Origin of the sequence: Maricaulis sp., assembly GCF_015665295.1 — a bacterium.
Classification (GTDB): domain Bacteria; phylum Pseudomonadota; class Alphaproteobacteria; order Caulobacterales; family Maricaulaceae; genus Maricaulis.
Window position 1 is genome coordinate 69,773 of the sequence record NZ_JADFAJ010000019.1, and the last position, 20,243, is coordinate 90,015.

The window sequence follows — 20,243 nt, forward strand, 5'->3', positions numbered from 1 at the left end:
TCAGCGTGATCCGGGACCAACCGGCAGCTCATTGATTCAAGGCAAGTTCGGTTGGTCCCGGGTCTTCGCCCGGGACAAATGGGCGGGCAAGGTTGGGGTTAAACAATCCGCGCCCCGGCGCGGACTGATCCATAGATCCCTTGTCAGCCAGCCGGCCGTATCCGGTTTTCCAGCTCAAGGGTGAAACCGCGAAGCGGCCGCGTTGCGGCCCTTGACCTGGAAAACCGGATACGGCGAAATCTCGGCAAGGGATGTATGGATGGGTGAGCGCCGAGGGGCACTCTTACGAGAAACCACACCACCCATTTTTCCCGGACACGCGTTCGCGTGATCCGGGACCGACTGTCAGCTAGTCGTTTCAAGGCGGCTTCGGTTGGTCCCGGGTCTTCGCCCGGGAAAAATGGTGGCATGGTGGGCGCCGAGATCACCCACCACGCCTTTTCTTCCCCACGCGTGGGGAAGAAAATCAGCTCACCCCGAACTTCAAGAGCTTGATCGCCTCGAAATCCTGCACCCCGCCGCCGACGCGTTTGGTGGTGTAGAAGAGGACATAGGGTTTGGCGCTGAACGGGTCGCGCAGGACTTCCACGCCCTGGCGGTCGAGGACGAGATAGCCGCGGGCGAAATCGCCGAAGGCAATCGAATGACTGTCGGCGCCAATATCGGGCATGTCCTCGGCCTCGGTGACCGGATAGCCGAGCAGGGTGGAGGTCGCGCCTTCGCCCAGCGCCGGCTGCCAGAGATAATTGCCGTCGGCATCCTTGAAGCGACGCACGGCGGACACCGTCTGGCGGTTCATCACGAAACGGCCCTTGGCGCGATAAGCGGTCTTGGGCGCATAGATGAGGTCGATCAGCGCATCGGCCGGATCATCCGCGTCGAACCCGCCGGCCGTGCCGGTGGCGACATAGCCGAGCTCGCCCCAGGCCTGTGTGCCTTCGGCGACGGCGGTATAGTCCAGCAGGCCACGCGGCTTGTTGATGCCGTCGCCATTGATGAAGGCGGCGCTTTCCTGGGCGGCGAAGACATCGCGGACCTCCTCGGCCAGCCATTGTTCGACATCGACCATGGCATCATCGAGCAATTGCTGGGTCGCAGCCGGCATGGCGTAGAGCTCGGCGGCGGGGAATTCGATCAGCTCCAGGCTCGGCGCATCGGTTTCGGGGCGGGCGGCCGTCTCCGACACCCAGCCGGTCGCCGCGCCGCCGCGCGAGACCGGTTTGCGAAACACGCCCATGGCGCTCTGGCGCACCGTGGCAATCGACCGGATCGGCGAGGCCTCGGCCAGCAGGCGGTCGATCTGCGCCTCGGTCTCGGCAGGGACGACATGGCCGCCCTCGCCCGGCGTCCCGGCGCTCAACGACTTGCCCTCGGCGAACTGGCCGCTGCGCATATAGGCAGCAAAACCGAGCGAGGCGGCCGACTTGTCCGCGCCGGAAACGAGACCGGGACGGGCGGCCTCGTGGACCAGCCGGTCGAGGGCGGATTTCTGGCTGTCCAGTGCCTGGTCGATGCGCGCGACCTTGTCTTCCAGCAGCACGTCGGCGGCGGCCCGGGTCTCGATCTCGGCGAGGCGCTGGTCATTGGCCTGTTTGAACTGCTCGAAGGCGGCGAGCAGCTCGCCCATCACGGCCCGGCTGCCGGCCGGCGCGTCATGCATCTTGGTTTCCTTGCTCATGATTACTCCTGGGTTGGGTAAAAGGTAGGGGGTGGGGAGGGTCAGGCGGCGACGCGGTCGCCGGCCGGCGCCACAAGGCGCAGCCGCGCCTGGGGCAGCATGGGGAAGGTCACGATGGAGACCTCCCAGAGATCGAGCGCGGTCAGCACCCGCCCCCGGACCTCGCGCGGCCGCGAGGCACGGGTGCGAAAGCCGATGGAGAGTCCGTCCACCGCACCGCGCCGCACCAGGGCGGCGGCCGCCCGGCCGCGCGGACCGGAGGCAAGGATCTCGCCGCGCACATGCAGGCCACGGGCATCCTCGGTGATGGCGGTCCACACGCCGATCGGCTCGGACGGGTCGTGCTGGAACAGCATCGGGATGGTTCGGCGCGTGGCAAGCGAGGCAGCAAAGGCGCCACGCGCCACCACATCACCGCCCAGGTCCGCCAGCCCGAACAGGCTGGCATGACCCTCGATGGCGAGGGTTTCGGTCATGGTTTGGATGTCCTTGTCGGGAGAAGAATAAGGGGAGTGAAGCTGCTCATTTTTCCCGGAAGCGCGTCAGCGCTATCCGGGACCAACGGGAGACTCAGCGCTTGAAAGCGCGCTCGGTCGGTCCCGGCTCTCCGCCGCGTCTTCGCGCGGCTGCAGCCGGGAAAAATGCGCTTGGATTGGAAGCAGGGTGGTTGCAACCTGGTAGGTCCCCGCTCTGCGACCTGCCTTCGCAGGTCATCCGGCGGGGATGACAAGGTGTGAGTAAGGGTGCCCCCTCACTCCTCCATACGCCGTTCGATCCGCAGCAGGCTTTCGCGCGCCAGGCGCATCTCGGCTTCCAGGCGCGCGAGACGTTCGGCGAGCGGGCTCTGGCGGTCGCTGGTGAGTTCGAGCTGGTCGAGGCGTTCCCCGACCCGGCCGGACCAGATCAGGGCGCCGGAGGTCTGCAGCAGGATGGCGAAGATCAGGCCGAGCGTGACCTGGCGCTGGACGGTCCAGCTGTCAGCCTCACGCATGGCGCGCCTCCCGCGTCCCATCATCGAGGACAGCAAAGTCCGGCTTGATCTCGAGCCCCGGAGCGGACCAGGGCCGCAGCCAGACACTCAGCGCGCGCGCCATTTTCATCACCAGCGGCCGCACCGTCTGGCGCAGGAAGGCGGCATTGGCCTCGGCGTAATTGGCGTGGGTGTTGTCGCCGGGCAGGCCGAGCAGAAGCGGCGGCACGCCCAGCCCCAGCGCGATCTCGCGGGCGGCTTCGCGGCGCGCCGTGGTGAAATCCATCTCGGCCGGGCTCATCGCCATCGGCGTCCAGTCCAGCCCGCCTTCCAGCAGGAGCGGACGCCCGGCATTGGCGGTGCCGGTATGGCTGGCCTCGAGTTCGGCCTTCAGGCGTTCGAACTGGTCCGGCGAGAGCTGGCCATTCTCGCCCTTGAAGACCAGCGCGCCGGACGGCCGGGCGGCATTGTCCAGCAGGGCGCGGGCCCAGTCGGACCCCGCCGTGTGCAGATCGAGCGAGCGGCCCACCGCTTCCAGCGGTGACAGGCCGTAATGATCATCGCCGGGATGGAAGAGGCGGATGTGGAAAACCGGGCTGCGTCCGGACACGCGATCGCGCTGGAAGCGGCGCTTGCGTCCCGCCGCGGCATATTCCCAGCCCTCGGGCCAACCGGTCGGACCGGCCAGGACACGCATGCGATCCGGGCGCAGGAGGTGGAGCGTGCGCGGCTCATCCGCCAGGCTGACCAGCTCGAGATAGGCATTTCCCGCCAGCTGTAGATAACCATAGAGACTTTCCCACAGCTCGGGCCCGGACTGGTCCGGATTGGGCATGTCCAGCAGGCGGGTCATGGTCCGGTCGGAGGCCGTCAGCGGCACCGAGGCCGCCGCTTCCGCGGTCAGGCGGACGCAGCGATGGACAATGGCATTGCGGGCATAACCGGCCTGCATCATCGCCGGCAAGGCGCGCGGTGCCCAGCCGGGCTGCGACCCGGCGGTCAGCGCAATGAGACGGCTCGACAGGGCGGACTTCTCCTCCCGGCCGAACAGGCGATCGAGCCAGTGGGGCATGGCAGCCTCCTCTTGGATGGTGAATTCAGGACGGACGGTCGCTCACAGCCGCCGCAGTCTTGGCGCGCCGGTGCGGCCGAGCAGGAGTTCGCTGATCGCCCAGACCAGGGCATCGACCCGGTCGGGGCTGGATCTGGCGGCTTCGGGCGCGCCGAAGGCGCACATCTGGTCTTCCAGGCCGGGAAAGGCCCGCGCATGGCGGACCCGTCCGGCGGCATAGAGGGCGGCAACGGGTTCGGCCCTTGCCCGCTTGCCGCGGCTGGCATGAACCAGGCGCACGGGCAGGCCCGGCGCGGCAGCCTGGAGGACGGCCCGCACCATTTCCCCGCCCTGATTGGCCTCGGCCACCAGGGCGTCGGCCGCATAATCCTCAAACGCCGTCGCCGCCCGTGCCGCCCAGTCCGACGGCAGGGCCGGCCCGAAGGAGAGATCGGCCAGCACCACGGCCGAGCGGGCCGGGCCCTCGCCATGACCACCGGCCACGACGATCCCGCATTCATCGGAGCGCGGACCACCGCTGGCCGGCGGGTCGAGCGCGACCACGATCCGGTCCAGCTCCGGCAGGCCGGCCTGCAATCGGGCCGCCTCGACCTGGGCGCGCGTCCACAGGGCACCCTCGGGGTCGTCGATCAACAAGCCCTCGACTTCCTGGCGCCCCAGCATGGAACCGCCATAGGCGGCATTGAGGGCGGCCACAAAGCCGGGGGCGAGATTGGCTTGGTTGGCGGCGGTCGGTTGATGGGTCAGGCGGACCGGTCCGTCCTCGCCTGCCGCCCGGACCAGCGCCTTGAGCGCCGGGATGGGGCGCGGCGTGGTGGTCAGCAGGATTTGCGGGACGCCGCCCAGCCGCACCCCCATGCGCAGCGTGTCGAGAACACGCTGCGGGTCCGGCCAGGCGGCGAACTCATCGCCCCAGGCAAAGTCAAATTGCGGCCCGCGCAGCCCGTCCGCATCCTCGGCCGAGAAGGCATAGGCCTGGCTGCCGGAAGGAAAGACCAGGCGTTTGCGGCTGGCTTCATAGCGCGGCTGCTCGTCCCGACTGCCCAGATGTTTCAGCCCGGACGGGCCCTCGATCATCACCTCGCGCACATCATTGAAGGTCGGGCCGACCAGGGCGATGCGGCTGACACTGCGCAGCGCCCGGTGACGCACCCATTCCGCCCCGGCGCGGGTCTTGCCCGCCCCGCGTCCGCCCAGAAACAGCCAGGTCAGCCACTCACCCGGTGGCGGCAGTTGCGGGCCCGTCGCGTGGTAGCGGAAGTCGGCCTGGATGGCGTCCCGCGTCCTGCGGTTGGCCTGTTTCTTCCAGGCTCGCAGGCGTTCCCGCCTCGTCAGGGTCCAGAACGTGTCGACGAAGGAAAGCATCGTCGCGAGCCTGTCGGGCGTCATCATCCTCTGCCTCCTCTTCAGTCAAATTTTCACGGGCCCGGTCGGCCTCCATCTGGGCCTGGTCCTGCTTGAGGAGCGCGGTATGGGCATTGGCGAGGCGGATGGCCTGGGCGGGGTCGCCGATCAGGAACTCCACCTCCACATCGTCCCTGCGACGCTGCCGCGCCTGCTCCCGGATGGCGGCGAGCGCCTTCTCGTCATAAGCCCGCAGCCGGCGCAAATGCCGGTTCACCGTGCAGCTGGCCATGCCAGAAAGCTTCGCCAGCTGCGGCCCCGTCGCTCCGCGCCGTGACAGCAGCAGATAGGGGTACCAGCCGACATCGTCTTTCGGTTTTGTCTGGGGAATTCCGGTCATGCCGAACAATAGCCGCGGCCCGTCACCGGTCGGATATCCGCCAAGAAAAAACCCGCAACCGCCTGGGCGGTCACGGGTTCTTCGGGACGGAAACGGGGATAGCGGCCGGTTTATCCGCGCCTTGTGGCCCCGTCGGGCACTCTATTCGTCGAAAATGCGAAGGGCCGAACTGGTGGCGCGACCCTGCTGGCCGCCTTTGTGACGAATTTGGCTAGAAGTTGAAACAACGGAGTGGGGGAAAGGTTGCGCGGCGGTAAAGGCGCAGGCGCAAATGCGATCGATCGGAAGTGTGACACTGTCTGTGGAAGCAGCGAGCGAATTGGGGACAGGTACAATTAACGTCACGCGTTAATTGTACCTGTCCCCTGAATGCCCTGAATGCTCCACCCCCTCAATCCTCATCCCCCTCGCCCGGCCATTCCGTGATCCGCGCTTCCCAGTCGACACTGTCGGGATCGGAGAACTGGGTTTCTGAAATGACCCGGCCGATGACCGACATGCCGGCCTTGCGGGTCGAGTCGGGATCGCCGGTTTTCAGCGGATGCCAGTCATGGAGGTCGCGGCCCTCGGCGATCAGGCGATAGGCGCAGGTCTGCGGTATCCATTTGAGGGTCGGGACATTGTCCGGCGTCAGCACGACGCAATCGGGCACATGCGTGTGGCGATTGGTGTAGTGACGACAACCGCCCTTGTTGCAGTCATACAGCTTGCAGGCGACATCGGTGTCCAGGTTGAGCCCGGTATCCTCGTCTTCCAGCTTGATCAGACAGCATTTGCCGCAATGGTCGCACAGTGACTCCCATTCCGATTTGCTCATCTGCGACAGAGATTTCATCTTCCAGAAAGGCAATGCCATGGGAAACGCCTGAATTTGGCCTCGATTGGAAGGCTTTAGACTGAAGCCAACGGGGGTGGCTATAGCATGTATCAGGAGCCGTTTCGTGCGGATCACTTGATGGAACGCGAACGACGGACACGTCGCACGCGGCGGATTCTGGTCGCCGCGCTGGGCAGTCTTGTCCTGATCGGCGCCCTGCTGGCCGGTCTCGGCTGGCACTGGGCCTTCCATGATCTGCCCACGGCACCAACCACGGCCGCGGAGCTCTGGTCGACCCGGCGCGAGCCCTCGGTGACCTTGATGGACCGCGAGGGCCATGTCCTGGCGGTGCGCGGTCCCTTGTATGCCCGCGCCGTCGGCCTCGACACCCTGCCCGCCCATGTCCCGCAAGCCTTCCTGGCGATCGAGGACCAGCGCTTTTACGCGCATGACGGGGTGGATCTGCGCGGCGTTTTCCGGGCGCTCTGGGTCAATTTCCGGGCCGGACGCTCGGTCCAGGGCGGCTCGACCATCACCATGCAGCTGGTGAAAAATCTCATCCTCACGCCCGACCGCGAACTGCGCCGCAAGATCCAGGAAATGCGCCTGGCGCGGCAGCTGGAAGAGCATCTCACCAAGACCGAAATTCTCGAGCTTTATCTCAACCGCATCTATCTCGGCGCCCGCGCCTTCGGGATCGAGGCCGCCGCGCGGCGCTATTTCGACAAGCCGGCGACCGAGCTGACCCTGGCCGAGGCCGCCTTGCTGGCCGCCCTGCCCAAGGCACCCAGCCGGCTCGATCCGACGGTCAATCTGGCTGCCGCCCAGGCCCGGGCTGCCACGGTGCTCGATGCCATGCTGGCCGCCGGTTTCATCGACCAGGCGGCCCATGATGCCGCCATTGCCGAGCCCGCCGCGCCGGTCGCCGACACGTCCGACCCCGGCGGCACGGCGATCTGGGGGCATGCCTTCGACTTTGCCCTCGCCGAAGCCGCCGGCCTGATCGGCGATGACGTGCCCGACCTGGTGATCCACACCACGCTCGACCCGGCCCTCGCCCGCGCCGCGCATGACACCATCGAGGCCGTGCTGGGCGATGAGGGCGAGGCCCAGAATGCCGGCGAGGCGGCGATCGTCCTGCTGGCCCCCGACGGGGCGATCCGCGCCTTTTCCGGCGGGCGCGACTATGCCACCAGCCAGTTCAACCGCGCCATCCAGGCCCAGCGCCAGCCCGGCTCGGCCTTCAAGCCCTTCGTGTTCGCCGCGGCGCTGGAGGCCGGCTATGACCCCTCCTCGGCGGTGTGGGACGAACCGGTCGATCTGGAAGGCTGGACGCCACAGAATTTCTCCGGCGGATTTCGCGGCCTGGTCACCCTGCAGGAGGCACTGAAACGCTCGATCAACACGGTTGCGGCCCAGGTCGGCGACCAGGTCGGGATCGACCGGGTGGTCGAGGTCGGGCACCGCTTCGGCATTGCCTCGCCCCTGCCTGAATTGCCGGCCATTGCACTCGGCGCGGCCGAGGTGAACCTTCTCGAACTGACCTCGGCCTATGCCGTGTTCGGCAATGACGGGGCGCGGCGGGAGCCCTATTTCATCACCTCGATCACCAATTCACGCGGCGATGTCCTCCATGAGCACGAAGCCGCCCCGGCGCAGCGCGCGACGACGGCCGAAGTGGCGCAATCCATGTCGACCATGTTGCAGGATGTCGTGCTGACCGGGACCGGGCGCCGCGCCGCCCTCGCCGGCCGCCCCTCGGCCGGCAAGACCGGCACCAGCCAGTCCTTCCGCGATGCCTGGTATGTCGGCTATACGGCCGATTTCACGGCCGGGGTCTGGGTCGGCAATGATGACGATACGCCGATGGACAATGTCACCGGCGGCGGCCTGCCGGCGATGATCTGGCAGCGCTACATGACGCGGGTCCACCAGGGCCTGCCATCACGCCCGCTCTCGGCCCCGGCGCCGCGCACACGGTCGGAACGCGAAGAGCGGCTGGCCGCCTTCTATTCCGACCTGTCGGCGTCTTTCTCTGCGATACTGGCCGACGCCCCCTCGCCCACGGAACGCTGAACCAGCGCCGTCAGGGCCGACAGCTCGGCCCGCATCTCGCTGATCTCTTCATGCAGCTTGTCCCGGTCTGCATCGGCTTCGGCATCGCGCGCCTCTTCCTCGTCGAAATGCTTGGCCTGCAGGCTGTCGACGATGATGGCGATGAAGAGATTGAGCACGGCAAAACTGGTCAAGACGATGAAAACGAGGAAGAAAATCCACGCCCACGGGTGGAATTCCATGACCGGCATGGCGACGTCGGTGGCCCAGCCTTCCAGCGTCATCACCTGGAAGAGGGCAAAGGCGCTCTCGCCCAGCGACCCGAAGCGGTCGGGATTGCTCTCGGCGAAGAACTTGGTCGCCATGACCGCCGAGACGTAGAACATCAGGCCCAGCACCGCCATGACCGCGCCCATGCCGGGAATGGCCCGCAGCAGCGCCTCGACCACCTTGCGCAGGTCCGGCATCACCGAGAACAGGCGGAAGGCGCGCACGATGCGCAGCGCCCGCAGGACCGAGAAGCCACCCGCCGCCGGCAGGATGGAGATGATGATCACCGTCAGATCAAACCAGTTCCAGCCGTTCAGGAAAAAGCGGTGGCGGTAGACGATCAGCTTGAGCAGGATTTCAACCACGAAGACGGCCACGATTGCGCGGTCGATAATCGGCAGCCAGGTGGTGAACCACTCGCCGTCATAGGGGTAGGTTTCGAGCCCCAGCGTGATCGCGTTGAACACGATCAGCGTCATGATGAAATTGCGAAAACGCGAACTTTCGATGAAAGCCTTCACACCCATCCCCTCCGGCAGCCCCGGCGCCAGTGTCCCGACTGGCCAACAGGCCTGCTCCTAGCCCTGTCCCCGTTGAAATTCAATCGCCTGCTGCCGCATCGTATTTGAAGAAAATCACAGATAGTTCGAATTTTACGGGACCATTTATCCACGATTTAAGAGGGTCCAAGCCATAAGGTCGCCAGTCAAGCACTGGACCCGATGATGCGGCCTGATAGCCAAGACCAATCCGAGACACCGGCCGGCCCGGGCGGACTGCCTGTCCGGAACGGCGAGATCACGATCGCCTACCAGCCGATCCTGCGCGGCGCCGCGATCGCGGTCATGGGCTATTTCCTGTTTGATCTGGTCACCCGCCTCGCCTTTCCGGTTCCGACCCATCCGGAGGTCATGCTGCTTGCCGTCTTGGCCGGCGCGCTTTCTGCCATCGGTGTACGCGCCTATCTCAGGTCAGATCGCAGCGCCGCACAGCTGGAAGTGGCCGGCTCGATCCTGTGCCTGTCGCTCTTCCTCAACTCGAACCTGCAGCAGACTTTGTATTTCAGCGACGAGAACCTGCTCTATTCGGTCCTGATGATGCCGATTTTCGCGGCGATCCTGCCCAGTCGCCGCACCATCAGCGTGGCGATCATGATGTGCTTTGCCAGCCTGGTCTGGCTGGTCCAGACCAATATTCCCGAGCGCATGAGCGACTATTTCTGGATCGGCCAGTCCGGGGTGGCCGCCGGCATCGCGATCGCACTGATCCTGCGCAACGCCGTGCTCAATTCGGTGAAGGCCCGGCTCGACGCCATCCGCGACCGGGAGACAGCCGAGATTCTGGCCGCCGAAGCCCGCCACCTGGCCGAATGCGATGCCCTGACCCGCCTGCCGAACCGCCGCAGCTTCTTTCTGGAGCTGGAAAGCCGGCTGGCGCGGCTGCGCAGCCATGGCGAGCCCTTCGTCCTCGGTCTGGTTGATCTCGACGGGTTCAAGCCGGTCAATGACACCTATGGCCATGCCGCCGGCGATGAAATGCTGAAATCCGTGGCCCGGCGGCTGACCGGCATTGCCGGCGACAGCGCCATGCCAGCCCGCCTCGGCGGCGATGAATTTGCCCTCATCGCGCCAGCGCCCTGCACCCGGACCGAGACCGTGCTGCAGCTCGGTCACCGGATCGAGGCCCGCCTGTCGGAGCCCTACGACCTGGGCGAATACACCTGCAAGGGATCGGGCTCGGTCGGGCTCCTGGTCTGTGATGATCCGGTGCTGTCGACCCATGACATCATGGAGCGGGCCGATCACGCGCTCTACTTCGCCAAGCGCGCCCTGCAGGGCAAGGCGGTGCTGTTCAACGCCGCGCTCGAGCACGAGATGACGGCGTCCAGCCAGATCGACAAGGCCCTGCGCCGCTGCGACTACGCGGCCGAATTCACAGTCAAGTTCCAGCCGCAATATGATCTGGTAAAGGCGAAGATTGTCGGCTTTGAAGCGCTGGCCCGCTGGGAATCCCCGGAATTGGGTACCGTGTCGCCGGATGTCTTCATTCCGGCCGCCGAACGCGCCGGCCTGATCCGCCCGCTGACCCAGGTCCTGCTGTCAAAGGCGCTCGCCGAGATGGCGCGCTGGCCGGACGATTTGATGCTGTCCTTCAACCTGTCGGCCCACGACCTGATGTCACCGCAGGCGATGGACAGCGTGCTGGACACGGTAACGGCCAGCGGCATGACGGCCAGCCGGATCGAGTTCGAGATTACCGAAACCGCGATGATGAGCGATTTCAACCAGGCCCGCCACGCCATAAACCGGATCTCCCAGGCCGGCCATTCGGTGGCGCTGGACGATTTCGGAGTCGGCTATTCCTCCCTGCAATACCTGCAGCAATTGCCCGTTTCCAAGCTCAAGATCGACCGCTCCTTCGTCAGCGCGATGCTGACCGACAGCTCCTCCTTCAAGATCGTCAGAACCATGCTGTCCCTGTCGCAGACGCTGGATCTGGGCTGTGTCATCGAAGGGGTCGAGACCGAGGCCCAGATGCATATCCTGCGCACGCTCGGCGCCCGTCATGTCCAGGGCTATCTGATTGGCGCGCCGATGGCGGCCGCCGACGTCCTGCCCCGCCTTTCGGAACCGACCGAACTGCGCCCCTCGGCGCCGGAAAGCCTGGCCTCCGAACGCATGCGGACGGCTCTGGGATGATGCGGGCCCCGCGCCTCGGCATGGGCTTGGTCACCGGCTTGCTCACGGGCCTGACCTTGAGCCTGCTTTTTGGCGCCGGCGCCGCCCGTGCCGACGACGTCATGGAGGACCATGCCCGTCGTGGCGGGGCCTATCAGCGCATGGTGATGGAAGGCCTCACGCCCCAGGCCTGTGCCGCCCTGTGTCACGGCGACGCGATGTGCCGGTCCTGGGTGTGGACACGCGCCGAGCTGACCGGGACCGATGCCGGCTGTGCCCTGCTCTCGGCCGCACCGACGCCCTATCGCGCGCCGGGTCAGGTCACCGGTCTGGGCCGCAGCCTGCGAGAACGGATCGAGGCGGCATCGCAACGCCCGCCCAGCGAGCGCGAATTGCCGGCCCTTCGGGCAACCCTGCAGGGACCGTTCTGAGATTTTCTGCCGGCAATCTGCCGTCACAGACAATTTGAACCATCGACCGTACGTTTTTTTTACTCGCGCCGGGCATGGTCTGGCTTCACCATCGCGTGGAGTACGACATGGCGGTCATCAGCAAGCTCAACAATCTGGTCGAACTGGCGCGCGAGAAATCGAGTGATCGCCGTCGGTCCTTGTTGCGCGAGGTGACCGATCTCTTCTTCGAGGAAGCGCCGGAGCGTGACACCGCGGTGTCCGGACGGTTCGACGAAGTCCTCAGCGCCCTTGCCGAACAGACCGCCCTGGATGCGCGCGAGGAATTGTCCCATCGTTTCGCCGATACGCCGCTGGCCCCGCGCGGCCTCGTTCTCAAACTGGCCCAGGACGCCATCGAGGTCGCCGGCCCGATGCTGTCGAAATCCTCGGTCCTGTCCGACGACGATCTCCTGACGATTGCGGAAAAGGGCGGGCAGGACCATCTCAAGGCCATGTCCAGTCGCGACGCCGTCTCCGAACGCCTGTCCGACACGATTGTGCGCCGCGGCGATGATGAGACGGTCGCCACACTGATCTCCAATGAAGGCGCGAGGATTTCCCGCGAGGCCTTCGAGACCGTGTCCGAGCGGGCCGAGACTTCCGAAGTCCTGCAGGCGCCGCTGGTCAAGCGCTCCGACACCCCGAACGATATTCTCGCCGACATGATGCTGACCGTGCGCAATCACCTGCGCGAGCTGATCATGGAAAAGTTCGACAGCGTCGATCCGGATATCATCGACCAGGCGATGGCGGTCTCGAAAGCCCGCCTCGCGGCCCGTATCCAGCATGACAAGACGATCGAGGAGGCACAAAAATTCGTGCGCTCCATGGCCATGCGCAAGAAGCTCGATGGCGGACTGCTCGCCCGGCTCCTGCGCGAAGGCGACCTGGTCAAATTCCGTGTCGCCTTCGCTGAAATGACCGGCGTCGACTATACGGCCGCCAAGCGCGCCATCGAGCAGGAAAGCATTGATCCGCTGGCGCTGATCTGCAAATCCGCCGGTTTCGACAAGGCCCTCTTCGTGACCCTGGCGGTCCTGCGCCACAATCGCGGCGAGGACGCGTTCCGCGACGCGCGCGAACTCGGCAAGCTCTACGACAGGATCACCGAGGAAGACGCCGCCCGCGCCATGCGCTTCTGGCGCATGCGGAGGGACATGGCGGCCTAGCGGCACCTTCCCCGCCGGCCAGGCCCATGCCAGTCTTCCGGCATGCCCGAAGCCTTTGATCCCGACATCGCCACGCGTGCCATTGCCCGGCTGGATGCCTGGCTGGCCGAAGCCGGTTTGCGGCTGGAGATCGCGCCGTCGGAGTTCGCGGTTCTGGACGGTGACGCGACAGATGTGCTCGTCCACAGCGACACCCTCCCGCCGCTGCGGGTGACGGTGTTCGACGAATATCGTGATCTGGCGACCCATGATGCGCGGCTGGCCCTGGTGATGATCGAGCGCGGCTTTGGTGAATTGGCGGATGCGGCTGACATGGCCCGCTGGGCGCTGGCCGAGGGGCTGGACGGCGCTGATCCGGGAGTCGCGGCGCTGCATCAACAGCTCAGTGCCGCCCGCACCAGCTTCCTGGCCGCCTGGGGCGCTGTACCCGATGTGGTGAGCGATCTCGACTGGCAGCTCAATGCCGGCACGGCGCAGGAAATGAGACGCCAGGCGGGACTCTTGCCGGATGGGCAAGCTCAGGAGCGGCAGGTCCGTCCCCGGACAAGGGAAGGTGCCCCGAAGGGCCGGAAGGGGTGAGACGCGCAGCGTTCTGTCACCGACTGCCCGTCACCCACTCAGTGCCGCCCTGCGGGCGATCCACCCCGCCCATCAAGGGCAAGGACCTGTTTGGCGTCTCAGCCCTCGACCGCCTGGCTCCCGATCACGGCCTTTGCCGCATCATTGCCGGGCGGCGTGAAGACCTCGGCGCCGCTCTCGATGTAGACGCTGGTCGAGGGGAAGGCGAATTCGGTGCCGGCGTTCTCGACCGTTTCCTTGATGAAGAAGGCGAGATCCTCCTTCAGGCGCAACCATTCGCCCCAATTGGTGGTCTTGGTGAAGCAATACAGCATGAAATCGATCGAGGACGGGCCGAAACTGTCGACCCGCATGAAGGTGGAGACTTCCGGCGCCTGGGCGTATTCCGGATGGCTCTCGACATAACCGAGTACCTTGTCGCGGATCTCGCGCAGCTGTTCGGCGGTCGAGTCATAGCGCACGCCGATGATCCAGTAGGTCCGGCGATGGGTCATGCGGCTGAAGTTCGTCACCGCATTGTCCGAGAGTTTCGAGTTGGGCACATAAACCGGACCCTTGTCGAAACGGCGGATCACGGTGGAGCGGAAGTTGATCTCCTCGACCGTGCCCTCGACAACGCCATCCACCTTGACCCATTCGCCTGGCAGGAAACGCTTTTCAGTCAATATGAGAATGCCCGCGATCAGGTTCTTGAACAGGTCCTGGGCGCCCAGGCCGATCGCGACGCCGAACAGGCCGAGACCGGCCACAATGCCGGCAACAGGAATGTCCCAGACCTGCAGCACGGCGGCGGCGCCGACAATGATGAAGACAATCCGCAGCGCCTTGGTCAGCCAGTCGATCATCACCGGCGTCAGCGCATTGCGCAGGCCCCGGAGGGCATGCGCGAGCGGGCCGACCGCATTGTGCAGGGCCCAGAAAAGCGCAAGCACCACCAGCGACTGCACGAATTGGTGGCCGCGCAACGTCCCCTCGCCACCGATCTGCAGGATGTTGAGCGCGAAAAAGAGCGCGATGATGACCGGTACGAGTTTCATCGGTCCGGAAACGGCGTCGACCACGGCATCGTCGAAAGCGGTTTCGGTGCGCTGGGCGAGGCGTTTGAGGGCACTGATCAGCCAGCGCGCGATCAGGCCGCGAGCGACGAAACCGATCAGCACGACCACGAGTGCCAACAGCCCCTGGCCGACATTGATCCCGAGGAAGGAGGTATTCCAGACATCGACCGCGATCGCCCAAAGATCGCCGGCCTGGGCGATCAGCCCGCCCTCGCTGGTCGCTGCCGTCGTCATGCATTGCGCTCCTTGGCCCGGTGGAAGGTGAGGTCAGGGAATTTTTCTTCCGAATAGGAGACTTCCCAGGCCGATTTGGCGAGGAAGACCGGATCACCATTGATGTCCTCGGCCATCGCCGATTTGTGCCGGTCGGCAAAGGCCTCGATCTTGTCGCGAGCGCCGGTTACCCAGCGGGCAGTGTCGTAGGGCGCCGGTTCGAAATCAACCTCGAGGCCATATTCGGCGGCGACCCGTTCGCGCATCACGTCAATCTGCAGTGCGCCAACCGCGCCGACGATGAAATCACCACCAAGTGTCGGACGGAAAAGCTGGGTCACACCCTCCTCGGCCAGGCTTTCCAGCGCCTTCTTGAGGTGCTTGGCCTTCAGCGGATCGGCCAGGCGGGCCCGGCGCAGGATTTCCGGCGCGAAATTGGGAATGCCGGAGAAGCGCAGCTTGCCGCTTTCCGACAGGCTGTCGCCAACCCGCAAGGTCCCGTGGTTGGGCACGCCCATGACGTCACCGGCAAAGGCCTCGTCGGCGATTTCGCGATCCTGGGCAAAGAACAGGATGGGCGAGGACACGGTGAGTTGCTTGCCGGCCTCGGTCTTGAGCTTCATGCCGCGCTTGAACGTGCCCGAGCACAGGCGCACGAAAGCGACCCGGTCGCGGTGATTGGGGTCCATATTGGCCTGCACCTTGAACACGAAGCCGGCGACTTCCTTGCCACCCGGCTCGAGTTCGATCGCCTCGCCGCCCCTGATCGCCGCCATGGGACCCGGTCCGGGAATGATGTCGGCCAGACCGTCGAGGAGTTCGCGCACCCCGAAGCCGCGCAGCGCCGAGCCGAAGAAGACCGGCGTCATGTGGCCTTCCAGGAAGCTTTGCGGCTTGAATTCCGGGCACAGCTCGGCCGCCACTTCGGCACCCTCTTCCAGTTCGGCGAGTTCCTCGGCCGAGAGATGGTTGCGGATCGCCTCGCCATCGAGTGCCCAGCGCGGACTGGCGGCGGTATCGTCACGGTCATCGCCGGGCTTTTGATAACCGACGAAATCCCTGGTTCGCAGATCGAGCACGCCCTTGAAGCGATTGCCCGAACCGGACGGCCATTGCATCGGCACCGTATCCAGAGCCAGCTTGTCCTGGATGTCTTCCAGAAGGTCGACCGGATCGAGCGCCTCGCGGTCCATCTTGTTGATGAAGGTGACGATGGGGATGTCGCGCAGGCGGCAAACCTCGACCAGTTTCAGCGTTCGCGGCTCCACGCCCTTGGCCGCATCGAGCACCATGATGGCACTGTCAGCCGCCGTCAGCGTCCGATAGGTGTCTTCCGAGAAGTCCTCGTGGCCCGGCGTATCGAGCAGGTTGAACAGCAGCGCCCGGTGCTCGAAGGTCATGACCGAGGCGGAGACCGAAATCCCGCGCTCCTGCTCGATCTTCATCCAGTCCGACTGTGTCCGGCGGTTTTCGCCGCGCGCCCGCACCTGACCGGCCAGTCGGATCGCCCCGGCCGACAGCAACAAGGTCTCGGTCAGGGTGGTCTTGCCGGCGTCAGGATGGGAGACGATCGCGAAGGAACGGCGGCGCGCCCATTCCGGGGCGTCAGGGGTCGGGGCAGTCATGGCGGGCTCACAGGTAATGCAGGGCGTCCGGTTACCCTGTTACCGCCCTGCTAGGCAAGCCACCTCACGCGGCGAGCCAGACCTGGTCATTGATCTGGTTCGCCGTGAGATGTCCGTCCTCCTGGTCGCGCCAGAGCGAGGCCAGGGTCGTGATCGTCACATTGGCATAGCGCAGCCCGACTTCGTTGAAGTGGGTAGCCCCGTCCGGCCGGACGGCCAACAGGGCGTTGGCACCGGGCGCCACAAAGCTGATCAGGGCCACCATGTGGCGGACATGCTCGGGCTTGTTGTGGGCAATGAAGGGATCGGAAAACACCGCTTCGCGAACCAGCGAGTTGAGCTGGCCGGCGGTCAGGCTTTCGATCTGGGCAGGCGACAGCGGCAGCTTGCCCGAACGCAGGACGCTCTTCAGGTCGCCCAGGTCAAAGACGACATCGTTGAACAGAAACAACATCGCGAACTCGAACCCTCGTTGAGCTGTTGGGACCGGCCGAACATAGCGCGGCTGCGTTAAGGAGTTTCTACCGGCTCGGTGAGGAAATGCCGCCCCTGCCGGTCCTCGATCTCGATCAGCCAGAGATCGGGATCCTGATCGACGCGCTTGCGGCACCAGGCGTCGAGCTCGGTTTCGACGGTTTCGCGGCGGCAGGTCCACATTCGCTCGCCCTGATCGTCCCGCGACGGCACATAAAGATGTGCCAGCGTCGGGCCGCTTACCACCTTGACGAGCACGGCACCGGCATCTTCGTCTCCACGGCGAATCACATAAGCCGACGCAAACCCCAATTCAGCCCTGCGAATCAAGGCGTCTACCCAGAATTTCGATTTAAGCGCATTCATTTCGTTTGCTGGCCGCCCAATTGCTTAATAATCTGTAAACGGGTGAGGGAGCGTTCCATGTTTGTAAGAGTATTGTCGTCTGCGGTTGCCGCTTTGGCTATCGTTGCGTCCGGCACGTGTGCCGTTTGGGGCCAGGATACCGGAAATGGCGGCAATGGTTCGACCCGTGCCGCGTCGGCTGAGACCGCTGCTGCAGCCGTCAACACGGAAGAGCGCAGCCTGTCGGATCTCGATGGCGGTGCCGATGCCTTCATCCTCTCCAACACGCGCCGCCTCGCCCGGATCGACTTCACCCTGCCGCCCCATGTCCAGACCTCGGAAGCCTCGCTGCGCCTGGCAGCCCGCCCGGCCAGCGACAGCACGGCCGGTCTGATCCATGTTTCGGTGAACGGCGGCGAAGCCATCACCATCCGGCCGCAGGCACGGGCCATGGAAGCCCGGTTCGCCCTGTTCTCCGCGGATTTCCGCCCCGGCGCGAATACGCTCGACATTGCCTACTCCAATGACACTTCGGCAGCCGGATGGATTGTCGATGCCCGCCGCTCGCAAATGCGCCTGACGCTGGAGCCGGTAGCTCCGATCGACACGCTGGAGGACCTGGAACGGGCCCTCGCCTCCGATTTCGCCGCGCCGCGCCGCATCGCCCTTCTCACCGATGCCAGCCGCGAACGCGTGACGCTGGAAGCCCTGGTCGCCCAGGGCCTCGCCCTGCGCGCCGGCCAGGTGCCGCTCTTCACGGCCGATGCCGACGAGGCCGACCTCATTGTGCGCATCGCCGACAATGACCGCCTCGCGGCCCATGACCGTGCAGCGCTTCGCTCGGGTGATCGCTCGACCGGGCCGGAAATCGCCTTCCACAACGAGCGCGGCCTGCCGCACATGGTCATCACCGGCCGCAATCTTGATGAAGCGACCGCCGCTGCCCGCCTGATGGCGGCACGCTCCTTCATCGGCTATCGGCAGAGCTTCCTCGCCGCTGACGCGATGACAGCGCCCCGCCTGGGTACCCACCAGATCCAGGATGCCCGTTCCCTCCATGCCAATGCGGACCTGCGCATCTTTGCCGATAGCGGCCTGCCTTTCAGCGCAGACCAGGGCTCGCGCACCGCGGTTCAGTTCTCGACCCGCTTCGATGCCGATCGTCATGGCGCCCTGTCTGTGCTGTCACGCGCCGCACTGATCTCCGGCGAAGCCTGGCTCTATGCCTGGTATGGCGATGCCGACGAGACAGCGCCCGCCAATCACAACCTGCTCGTGATCGGCCCGGGCTCGACCGAGATCGCCGCCGTTGACCGCAATGCACCGCCGGAGTTGCGCGCCGCCCTTCGCGCGGCCGAACGCTCGCGCGGCCAGCGTGGGCTGATGCGCCTCGCCGCCGCCGCCTATGCAGATGCCGGTGACACGGAAGCGGGAACCGAGGTCGGGATCGGTGTCGCCTCACTGTTCCGCGACCAGGCCAATAATGGCCGCTGGATCGGTACGCTGACCGCACCGGACGTGGCCTCCTTCGAGGTTGCCGGTCGCTCGCTGGCCCGCTCCGACCTGTGGACGGCCCTGGAAGGGCGCGCCGCCGTGTGGAGCGCCCGGGGTGTCACCGCGCTGGACTACACCATTGTCGCCCCGTCTCTCGTGGAAAAGGTCCAGGAGTTCGCCGTCGACCATACGCGCGACGCCGCCTTCCTGCTGTTCGGGGCCGCCTTCCTGCTCCTGGTCCGCGGCTTCTTCGGGCGTCGCAAGCGGGTTCGGGTTCAGTCCTAGCGCCGACAATCCCGGTGCCGTCAATCTTAGTGATTGAATTTGCAGAGCATTAACTACCCTTCTTCACGCGACATCAAATCCCGCCTGCTAGACAGGTTCCCATGCAAGCGGGATCTGTCATGCACGCGATTGTCAAAGCGATCGGCCTCGGCCTCGGCCTGACCACCAGTCTGGCCGCACCGGCCCTGGCGGATGAGGCGACCGCCGCCATTTACGGCGAGCGCCAGCTCGCACTGGCTGTCGACGCCCGTTGCAGCCTGTTTACATCCGGCCAGCGCAATGCACTGGACGCGGCCCGCCTGCAGGCCCGCGGCCTGCTCCTGCGCGAGGGCATCGCCCTGCACGCTCTGGACGATTATGCCCGCGAGCTGGAGAACCAGGCCGCCGGCATCGCCTGCACCGACCCGGCGGTCGGCGACCTGCAGACCCGTGTGGTCGACGCCTATGCCGGCTGGGTGCGCATCCCGGCGATGGATTTTCCCGGCGCCGAATTCACCTGGACGGCCAGCCGCAATGCCATGCCGGACCTGCCGGTCTGGTCGATCGTGCAGGATCAGGGCGATCTGAAGATCGGCGTCTCGACCCGCGACGGCCGCCGCCAGCTCAGCGTGGTCCTGCCCGGCAACGAGAGCGCGACCTCGGCCATCCTCATCCTGCGCGACATGGAACGCCAGCCGACCCTGTATGACGCCACCATGGGCGGCACCTATAACGGCCCGACCGATGCGCCCTGGGCGCGCTGGACCCCGCCGCGCTTCGCCCAGTCCCGGATCTGGGCCTCGGGCCGCGATGCCGGCCCGGTCGCCGCCACCCTGGCCGGGACCGAGCGCGCCACCCTGTTCGACTTCCCGATGAGTGCCGCCGATGCCCTCGCCGCCCGTGACCCGCGCGAAACGGCCCGCATCGAGCTGATGGATCGCCATGGTCGCGTCGTCGCGAGCCATTACATCGAAATCGGCGACTTCGCCGCCGCCCTTGCCTTCCTGCGCGGCGGCGACCGGGTCGCGATGCGCAGCTAGGCGTCGAAATCACCGCTCCCGATTTGTTCCGCTTTCAGTCACCAGCGAGCCCGTGCACCGCACCCGGCACTGGGCATGTTGCACTGCAACCGCTATGACGCGCACCGGAGCCGCGGCGTGATGTCCGGCGGGCGTGATCTTGCGCGCCCGTATCCGGCCCCGATATCGCCCTACCGAACCGCGCAGTGAAAGTTCAGTCCCGACCATGCTCACGATTTCCAATCTCGACTATCGCATCGGCGAACG

19 protein-coding genes are annotated in these 20,243 nt (G+C 65.8%); 8 read left to right on the top strand and 11 right to left on the bottom strand.

Translation table 11 applies throughout. The features are described from left to right. Window positions 1-466: 466 nt before the first annotated feature. The 5 genes from QZZ02_RS10045 to QZZ02_RS10065 all read right to left on the bottom strand — a co-directional run bounded on the left by QZZ02_RS10045 (window position 467) and on the right by QZZ02_RS10065 (window position 5,085). Window positions 467-1,678 (bottom strand): phage major capsid protein, encoded by a 1,212-nt coding sequence (locus QZZ02_RS10045; protein WP_291844076.1) that lies wholly within the window; start codon window positions 1,676-1,678, stop codon window positions 467-469. A 41-nt stretch (window positions 1,679-1,719) separates the two neighbouring features. Continuing rightward, window positions 1,720-2,154 carry an HK97 family phage prohead protease gene (locus QZZ02_RS10050; protein WP_291844077.1) on the bottom strand — a complete coding sequence of 145 codons (435 nt, stop codon included), beginning with the start codon at window positions 2,152-2,154 and terminating at the stop codon, window positions 1,720-1,722. A 275-nt stretch (window positions 2,155-2,429) separates the two neighbouring features. After that, window positions 2,430-2,669: a hypothetical protein gene (locus tag QZZ02_RS10055; protein WP_291844078.1), complete on the bottom strand. Its 240-nt coding sequence runs from the start codon at window positions 2,667-2,669 to the stop codon at window positions 2,430-2,432. Then, the gene (locus QZZ02_RS10060) at window positions 2,662-3,720 is read right to left on the bottom strand and encodes a phage portal protein (RefSeq protein WP_291844079.1); all 1,059 of its coding nucleotides are present in this window, start codon (window positions 3,718-3,720) and stop codon (window positions 2,662-2,664) included. The genes QZZ02_RS10055 and QZZ02_RS10060 overlap by 8 nt, the downstream gene beginning before the upstream one ends. A gap of 42 nt (window positions 3,721-3,762) precedes the next feature. Then, on the bottom strand, window positions 3,763-5,085 hold the full coding sequence (locus tag QZZ02_RS10065) for a terminase family protein (protein WP_291844080.1): 1,323 nt from the start codon (window positions 5,083-5,085) through the stop codon (window positions 3,763-3,765). Between QZZ02_RS10065 and QZZ02_RS10070 the strand changes: the two genes are divergently transcribed. Beyond that, on the top strand, window positions 5,066-5,401 hold the full coding sequence (locus tag QZZ02_RS10070; protein ID WP_291844081.1) for a hypothetical protein: 336 nt from the start codon (window positions 5,066-5,068) through the stop codon (window positions 5,399-5,401). The genes QZZ02_RS10065 and QZZ02_RS10070 overlap by 20 nt on opposite strands. Window positions 5,402-5,855: 454 nt before the next feature. Here the strand turns inward: QZZ02_RS10070 and QZZ02_RS10075 are convergent, their stop codons facing one another. After that, window positions 5,856-6,320, bottom strand: a complete 465-nt coding sequence (locus tag QZZ02_RS10075) for a YcgN family cysteine cluster protein (RefSeq protein WP_291844082.1) — start codon at window positions 6,318-6,320, stop codon at window positions 5,856-5,858. 99 nt (window positions 6,321-6,419) lie between these two features. Here QZZ02_RS10075 and QZZ02_RS10080 point away from each other — a divergent pair, with 99 nt between their 5' ends. Beyond that, window positions 6,420-8,357 carry a PBP1A family penicillin-binding protein gene (locus QZZ02_RS10080; RefSeq protein ID WP_291844097.1) on the top strand — a complete coding sequence of 646 codons (1,938 nt, stop codon included), beginning with the start codon at window positions 6,420-6,422 and terminating at the stop codon, window positions 8,355-8,357. Here the strand turns inward: QZZ02_RS10080 and QZZ02_RS10085 are convergent. Then, window positions 8,291-9,133, bottom strand: coding sequence for an ion transporter (locus QZZ02_RS10085; RefSeq protein WP_291844100.1), 843 nt, complete (start codon window positions 9,131-9,133; stop codon window positions 8,291-8,293). The genes QZZ02_RS10080 and QZZ02_RS10085 overlap by 67 nt on opposite strands. Before the next feature lie 195 nt (window positions 9,134-9,328). On the opposite strand from QZZ02_RS10085, the gene QZZ02_RS10090 reads away from it, so the two are divergent. The 4 genes from QZZ02_RS10090 to QZZ02_RS10105 all read left to right on the top strand — a co-directional run bounded on the left by QZZ02_RS10090 (window position 9,329) and on the right by QZZ02_RS10105 (window position 13,484). After that, window positions 9,329-11,305, top strand: a complete 1,977-nt coding sequence (locus QZZ02_RS10090) for an EAL domain-containing protein (protein WP_291844102.1) — start codon at window positions 9,329-9,331, stop codon at window positions 11,303-11,305. Next, window positions 11,302-11,715 (top strand): PAN domain-containing protein, encoded by a 414-nt coding sequence (locus QZZ02_RS10095; protein WP_291844104.1) that lies wholly within the window; start codon window positions 11,302-11,304, stop codon window positions 11,713-11,715. The genes QZZ02_RS10090 and QZZ02_RS10095 overlap by 4 nt, the downstream gene beginning before the upstream one ends. 107 nt (window positions 11,716-11,822) lie before the next feature. Then, complete coding sequence (locus tag QZZ02_RS10100; RefSeq protein ID WP_291844106.1) at window positions 11,823-12,905, top strand: DUF2336 domain-containing protein; 1,083 nt, start codon at window positions 11,823-11,825, stop codon at window positions 12,903-12,905. A gap of 42 nt (window positions 12,906-12,947) precedes the next feature. Then, the gene (locus QZZ02_RS10105; RefSeq protein ID WP_291844108.1) at window positions 12,948-13,484 is read left to right on the top strand and encodes a hypothetical protein; all 537 of its coding nucleotides are present in this window, start codon (window positions 12,948-12,950) and stop codon (window positions 13,482-13,484) included. 98 nt (window positions 13,485-13,582) lie between these two features. Here QZZ02_RS10105 and QZZ02_RS10110 read toward each other — a convergent pair whose 3' ends face one another. The 4 genes from QZZ02_RS10110 to QZZ02_RS10125 form a co-directional block, all read right to left on the bottom strand. Next, window positions 13,583-14,776, bottom strand: a complete 1,194-nt coding sequence (locus QZZ02_RS10110; protein WP_291844110.1) for a mechanosensitive ion channel family protein — start codon at window positions 14,774-14,776, stop codon at window positions 13,583-13,585. Further along, complete coding sequence (locus QZZ02_RS10115; RefSeq protein WP_291844112.1) at window positions 14,773-16,380, bottom strand: peptide chain release factor 3; 1,608 nt, start codon at window positions 16,378-16,380, stop codon at window positions 14,773-14,775. The genes QZZ02_RS10110 and QZZ02_RS10115 overlap by 4 nt, the downstream gene beginning before the upstream one ends. Window positions 16,381-16,444: 64 nt before the next feature. Next, window positions 16,445-16,834, bottom strand: coding sequence for a hypothetical protein (locus tag QZZ02_RS10120; protein ID WP_291844113.1), 390 nt, complete (start codon window positions 16,832-16,834; stop codon window positions 16,445-16,447). A 56-nt stretch (window positions 16,835-16,890) separates the two neighbouring features. Further along, complete coding sequence (locus tag QZZ02_RS10125) at window positions 16,891-17,220, bottom strand: DUF1491 family protein (RefSeq protein WP_291844114.1); 330 nt, start codon at window positions 17,218-17,220, stop codon at window positions 16,891-16,893. A 57-nt stretch (window positions 17,221-17,277) separates the two neighbouring features. On the opposite strand from QZZ02_RS10125, the gene QZZ02_RS10130 reads away from it, so the two are divergent. Next, window positions 17,278-18,978: a cellulose biosynthesis cyclic di-GMP-binding regulatory protein BcsB gene (locus QZZ02_RS10130; RefSeq protein WP_291844115.1), complete on the top strand. Its 1,701-nt coding sequence runs from the start codon at window positions 17,278-17,280 to the stop codon at window positions 18,976-18,978. Between the two features lie 119 nt (window positions 18,979-19,097). Further along, window positions 19,098-19,997: a hypothetical protein gene (locus QZZ02_RS10135; RefSeq protein ID WP_291844116.1), complete on the top strand. Its 900-nt coding sequence runs from the start codon at window positions 19,098-19,100 to the stop codon at window positions 19,995-19,997. The last annotated feature ends 246 nt before the right edge of the window (window positions 19,998-20,243 follow it).